The following is a 5,176-nucleotide window of genomic DNA, read 5'->3' as shown; positions in this document are numbered from 1 at the left end:
ATACAGATAATGATAACATAGGAGAAAAAGTTAACCGATAAAAAGACAGCACCAAATTTTAATACGAAATTTTTATCTAATTCATCATAGCAAAAATATATATTATGTAGTAAAACAACAATATAATAAGATTAAATCGCGGAAGGAACCAAAACGTCAAAAGAAACATATGTGTTCAAAATACTTGTAGTTGGGTCAGGAGCTGTGGGAAAGACCAGTCTAGTAAAAAAGTACTCCGAAAATAGCTTCAGCGACAACTATTTGCCTACCATTGGTTCCAATTTTGCGTCTAAAAAATTATCCTTGGACGGGAATGAGGTAAATTATCAGATCTGGGATTTGGGTGGTCAGCCGCAGTTTAAGATTGTGCGTCAGAGCTTTTATCGCGGTGCCAAGGGTGTTGTTTACGTTTTCGATGTCAGTAGGCGGGAAACCTTTGAAAGCCTTGAGAAGTGGCGAGAAGAAGTTGGCGAAGTCTGTGGAGAAATTCCCGGCATCATAATAGGTAATAAAATCGACCTTCCCCGAAAAGTGGAAACAGAAGAGGGGCATCAATACAGTCAGTGTATGAATAATCCCTATTTCGAAACCAGCGTGTTTCTGAATATTAATATTGATGAGAGCTTTGAGTCCATTGGAAGACTAATAATAAAAAGAATCCAGAATTCCCAGAATACTAGGGAAAAATATTCTATTATCCCAGTTCAGAAAAATCAACCATCTTCTATTGAAAGATCTTCAAAATTTTTATGGTGATTTTTTCTTAATTTTTTTAAGTTTTTTTTAACAATTTTTTGATATAAATGTTTTATATTTTTTATTTTTTACTCATCGCAAAACTTAAATATTTTGTAGTCTTACTACAATATAGGAAAAGGAATGAAGTGAGGGAAAAAAACTGTCCATTCCCACCTATACCTACAAGATAGTGTGCGTAGGTAATGGAGCTGTTGGCAAGACTAGCCTGATTAAAAGTTATACAGAGAATACTTTTAGTGAGAATTATCTTACCACTGTGGGTGCTAATTTTGCTACTAATAGGATTTTTATTAACGGTGTGCAGATTACTTCTCAGTTTTGGGATTTGGGTGGTCAGCCGCAGTTTAAGATTGTGCGTCAGAACTTTTATCACGGTGCCAAGGGTGTTGTTTACGTTTTCGATGTCACTAAGCGGGTTACCTTTGAAAGCCTTGATAAATGGAGAGCAGAAGTAACAGAGATTCTTCCCGTTGCTCCTTGCATTGTTATTGGTAACAAGATTGACCTTCCCCGAAATGTGAATGAGGATGAAGCACGAGAATACGCTTATAGTATTAATGCTCAATACTTTGAAGCGAGTGTTCTTAAGAATATTAATGTTCAGGAGAGCATGACTAGGATAAATGAGATAATATTTGAGAAACAGGAAAGCGTTACAAAATCATTATACCTGGACAAGGTTTCTTCTTACTCTGAAGATTGGATTCGTCCGAAGAATCAGGATCCTATGACACCTAGTCCCTCAAAAAGCCTGTTTTCTGAGGATCATTTTCCCCTACTTTATAAAACTTGAATTATTCAAATAATACCCGAGTCTTATGGAGCTCTGTACAACGGTAAAGCCTGCAATCTCTCTTTGTACCTTTCCTCTCTGACCTTTTCCCTACACCTCCTTCCTTCCCTTGCTTTTCCATTCGGTTTTCGAATAATACTTGTTTTACTTTTTGGGTTAAATTCGTAGTGGGAAACTGTTCAGTGAGCTTTAAAAGTTTTAATATTTAAATTAAATTATTACTGGATTAGTTGAGGTGGATTTTAATGGTCGAGGTCCAGATTAATAAAACGGTTTTGGAATTGATTCAGGGCGATATTACAGAACAGGGTACGGATGCGATTGTGAATGCGGCGAATGCAGCTCTTCAGTTGGGTGGTGGTGTAGCGGGAGCAATAAGAAGGAAGGGTGGGCCGAAAATCCAAGAGGAGTGCAATAAGATAGGTGGAACTTTTGTGGGAGGTGCGGTGATCACTACTGGAGGTAACTTGAAAGCAAGATATGTTATTCATGCGGTTGGACCCCGTTGGGGTGAGGGTAACGAGGATGAGAAACTTAGAAATGCTACCCTTAACAGTTTAAAGGTTGCCGACCAGAATGGTTTGAAGAGTATTTCGTTCCCCGCGATAAGCACGGGTATCTTCGGGTTTCCGGTAAAGAGAGCTTCCGAAATAATGCTTAAAACCACAATTGAATACTTGAAAGGAAAGACCGGTCTTCAAAAAGTTGCATTCGTTCTCTTTGATACTGATACCCTAAAAGTATTCAAAGATACATTGGAGAAAATGAAAATATAGTACGCATAAACAGTAGTTTATTCTCTTAGTTAGAAAAATAGGTGTTGGTGATTGTCAAACCAAGAGAAAATTCACGAGAAATCCCTAAGCAGAAATGTTAATGAACGTAGAGATGCCGCGAAGCAGCTCTGCACCATTTTTGCGATTCTCCCAGACCAAGAACAGGCATGGGAAGACTTGCATCGACTGATTCAAGACGAGAGTCGCGAAGTAAGGTTTGCTTTAGCCAATAGTATTGCGTATGCTTTCCCTTTTATATCTGATAAGGAACAGGCGTGGACGGATTTAGATCGGCTAATACAGGATAAGGATTCAGAAGTGCGGATGATGACCGTAAAATCTCTAAGAGAGATAAAGGATGATAGAGCTCTAGAATATCTTATAAAAGCTTTGAGTCATAATGACAAGTATGTTCGAGAGCTGGTGGTGAATCTTCTCCTTAATATTAAAGACGAAAGGGTGGTGGAACCTTTAATCTCCGCGCTAAAAAATGATAAATATGGGTATGTTCGAGGACTGGCTGCGTTAGCTCTGGGAGAGATAAAGAGTGAAAGGGTGGTAGAACCTCTTATCCACGCCCTAAAAAGTGATAAAGAAAAAGTTGTTCGAATTGGTGCGGTAATAGCTCTGGGAAATATTGAAAATGAAAGAGTGGTTGAGCCTCTAATTGAGGCTCTAAAGGATGAGGATAGTGATATTCGACTATTTGCAATATACTCCATGCATAAAGGTCAAAATAGTCTCAAAATAGACCACTAGACACGGACACGTTTTGTACATACTCTGGATAATTTTAGGGTTTTAATTTTTCTTTCTGTTTTTCGGCGTAGTCATTTATTATTTTATCCATATCCCGCTTTATTTTGTCTCTATTTTTATCCAGTTCTCTTAACTTTATGTCTATCTCTACTATTCTGTCTTCCTGTGCGGATAAGGTTGAAACATATCTTTCCTTGAGTTCTACTTCCTGTTTGCTGGTTTTTAGAACCTTTATGTTCTCCCTAAGTCTTTCCTGGTCTTTGATTATCTCCTCCTTCTCTTCTTCCAAGTTAGCCATTTCTTCTTCTATTTCGTTTATTTGTTTTTGTAGTTCTGCGATTTTGTTTAGGAAACGGTTTTCTTCCTCGGTGATTAGTCCCCGGTTGAAGTAACTTTCTATAAGCTTTGATTCCAATCCTATCACGTTAATATGTGAGCTGAGCAGTCTACGTAGCATTACCGTGAATTCCTGACTTTTTCGTGGTTCCAGAATTACTTTCCATCTATAATAATTCGGAGTTTCTTCCTCGAATTTCTCTGTTTTCCAAGGTTCGAATCCATACTGTTTTGGATGTTCAATTATAACCTCTTTAGCTTCCTCGCCTTTATTCTTGAGGTTATACTTGGTTTCGTTTATTTGATAGTAATAGGTTTCAATCACAGGACCACGTACAATTACTTCGTGTACTGACTCGTTCCGGCTCTTAATCTCTTTGTTAACAGTAACGTCTTGATCGACTGCGTAAGCTAATAGTCGCTTATCACCATCCACCATGAAAGGCAGCATACACTCCCCGACATAGGAGTTCTCCTCGTACACCGTGACTGGTCCTTCCTCCAAAGTTAAGCCACTAGTATTTTTTAATTCTATACAGGATATTGGATTTCCCACACGGGCACTCTCATTGTAAACCAGAATCTTTTTCCCATCAATATCGGTGTAAATAAAGGGTACCAGAGCGGAGTGATTCCTCCTAATGGTTACCGGTGTTGAAATACTGTAGAAAAAGAATTCCCCTGCCTTAGTCGCCCCGGTTTCAACAGAAATAGCTGCTGTAGTGGCAGCCGCCAAGGTGTCATCCATACTTATTCCTCCAGCTGGAGCCGCCGCCTCAGCTAGTGAAGCTTTAGGAGCCGGTGGAGCACCTCGAAAGCGGCGAACATCTCTTTCCGCTTTCACCCCAACTTTTTGATCTGCATAGGCTTGCAATTCTTCTTCAGCTTCGAATTCCATACCCTCTTCCAAGGCTACTGGTATTACTCCTGCTGTTTCCTTAACCTTAATCTCTGGTCTCCACAAATATCTTGCAGAATATAGATTGTGTCGGAAAGATATAGGTAGTCCCGCTATTAGAGTAAGGTTGACTTCCTCCCAGTCCTCATCTGACATGTTATCAACAAGAGCCCAACCCTGAATCCACAGATTTTCATCAAAATAGTTAAGACGGTAGCTGGTTTTCCAAACTGGGACCTCCACGGTGTAACTTATGGCTACTTCTCTTTCTCCTTCTCCCCTGAATTGTAGGTTTAGTGTTTTCTTATTTTTTCTCCTTGAATCATAAACTGTGTCGATAAAGTAGGTGATATCTTTTTTGACTTCGTCGTCTAGGGTTTGAAGTTTCTTGATGTCTGTGAGATTTACGGTTTTAATGGTGTCTTCGTGTAGTAGTACCAGGAACCTTTTTTCTCTTTCAACATTATCTTCCTTCTCTTTAATGGTTTCAACTCCGAGGATTCTTCCGGTTAATTCCTCTGTTCCTGCGGTCAAACCGATTTTGACTCCCATCAACTGTTTAAGTAGGCTGCTTAAGGAATCTTCCACTGGAACATAGATTCCCACTTTCTCGAGTAGCCTGCTTGTTTCCTGAGCTGCCTCATAGTCTACCGCAGAAACCTTTCCACCGCCGTAGTCTATTACTAGAAGACTCTTTAACACGTCGTTGATTTCATTCTCATCGTAAGAGATTTTGAACTCATCGTCACCTTTCACTTTTCCCCTGCGTTCAAAGTATCCCAAGCCATGTTTGAAGAGCACTACTCTTTTCAAAGGAATATTTGTCATAGATAATAACTTACATGCGGAAAATAT

The 5,176-nt window shown here is 39.3% G+C and carries 5 protein-coding genes; 4 read left to right on the top strand and 1 reads right to left on the bottom strand.

Going from position 1 to position 5,176, the window contains the following annotated elements; translation table 11 throughout:
* Window positions 1-171: 171 nt before the first annotated feature.
* The 4 genes from ACUVXA_RS15975 to ACUVXA_RS15960 all read left to right on the top strand — a co-directional run bounded on the left by ACUVXA_RS15975 (window position 172) and on the right by ACUVXA_RS15960 (window position 3,087).
* Complete coding sequence (locus ACUVXA_RS15975; protein WP_445872279.1) at window positions 172-756, top strand: Rab family GTPase; 585 nt, start codon at window positions 172-174, stop codon at window positions 754-756.
* 142 nt (window positions 757-898) lie between these two features.
* The gene (locus ACUVXA_RS15970) at window positions 899-1,552 is read left to right on the top strand and encodes a Rab family GTPase (RefSeq protein WP_445872280.1); all 654 of its coding nucleotides are present in this window, start codon (window positions 899-901) and stop codon (window positions 1,550-1,552) included.
* A 245-nt stretch (window positions 1,553-1,797) separates the two neighbouring features.
* Window positions 1,798-2,328 carry a macro domain-containing protein gene (locus tag ACUVXA_RS15965; RefSeq protein WP_445872278.1) on the top strand — a complete coding sequence of 177 codons (531 nt, stop codon included), beginning with the start codon at window positions 1,798-1,800 and terminating at the stop codon, window positions 2,326-2,328.
* A 51-nt stretch (window positions 2,329-2,379) separates the two neighbouring features.
* Window positions 2,380-3,087, top strand: coding sequence for a HEAT repeat domain-containing protein (locus ACUVXA_RS15960; RefSeq protein ID WP_445872277.1), 708 nt, complete (start codon window positions 2,380-2,382; stop codon window positions 3,085-3,087).
* Between the two features lie 34 nt (window positions 3,088-3,121).
* On the opposite strand, the gene ACUVXA_RS15955 is transcribed toward ACUVXA_RS15960, so the two are convergent.
* Window positions 3,122-5,176 (bottom strand): hypothetical protein (locus tag ACUVXA_RS15955; protein ID WP_445872276.1); only part of this gene is annotated, 2,055 nt, incomplete at its 5' end.

The organism is Candidatus Jordarchaeum sp. (assembly GCF_052745115.1).
Note: the sequence above shows the minus strand (reverse complement) of the source record. Positions and strands in the feature narration are given on the sequence as shown.

Bases quoted from the DNA above. Each gene is read 5' to 3' on its own strand.
- ACUVXA_RS15965 (WP_445872278.1), top strand. From the start codon at position 1,798: ATGGTCGAGGTCCAGATTAATAAAACGGTTTTGGAATTGATTCAGGGC.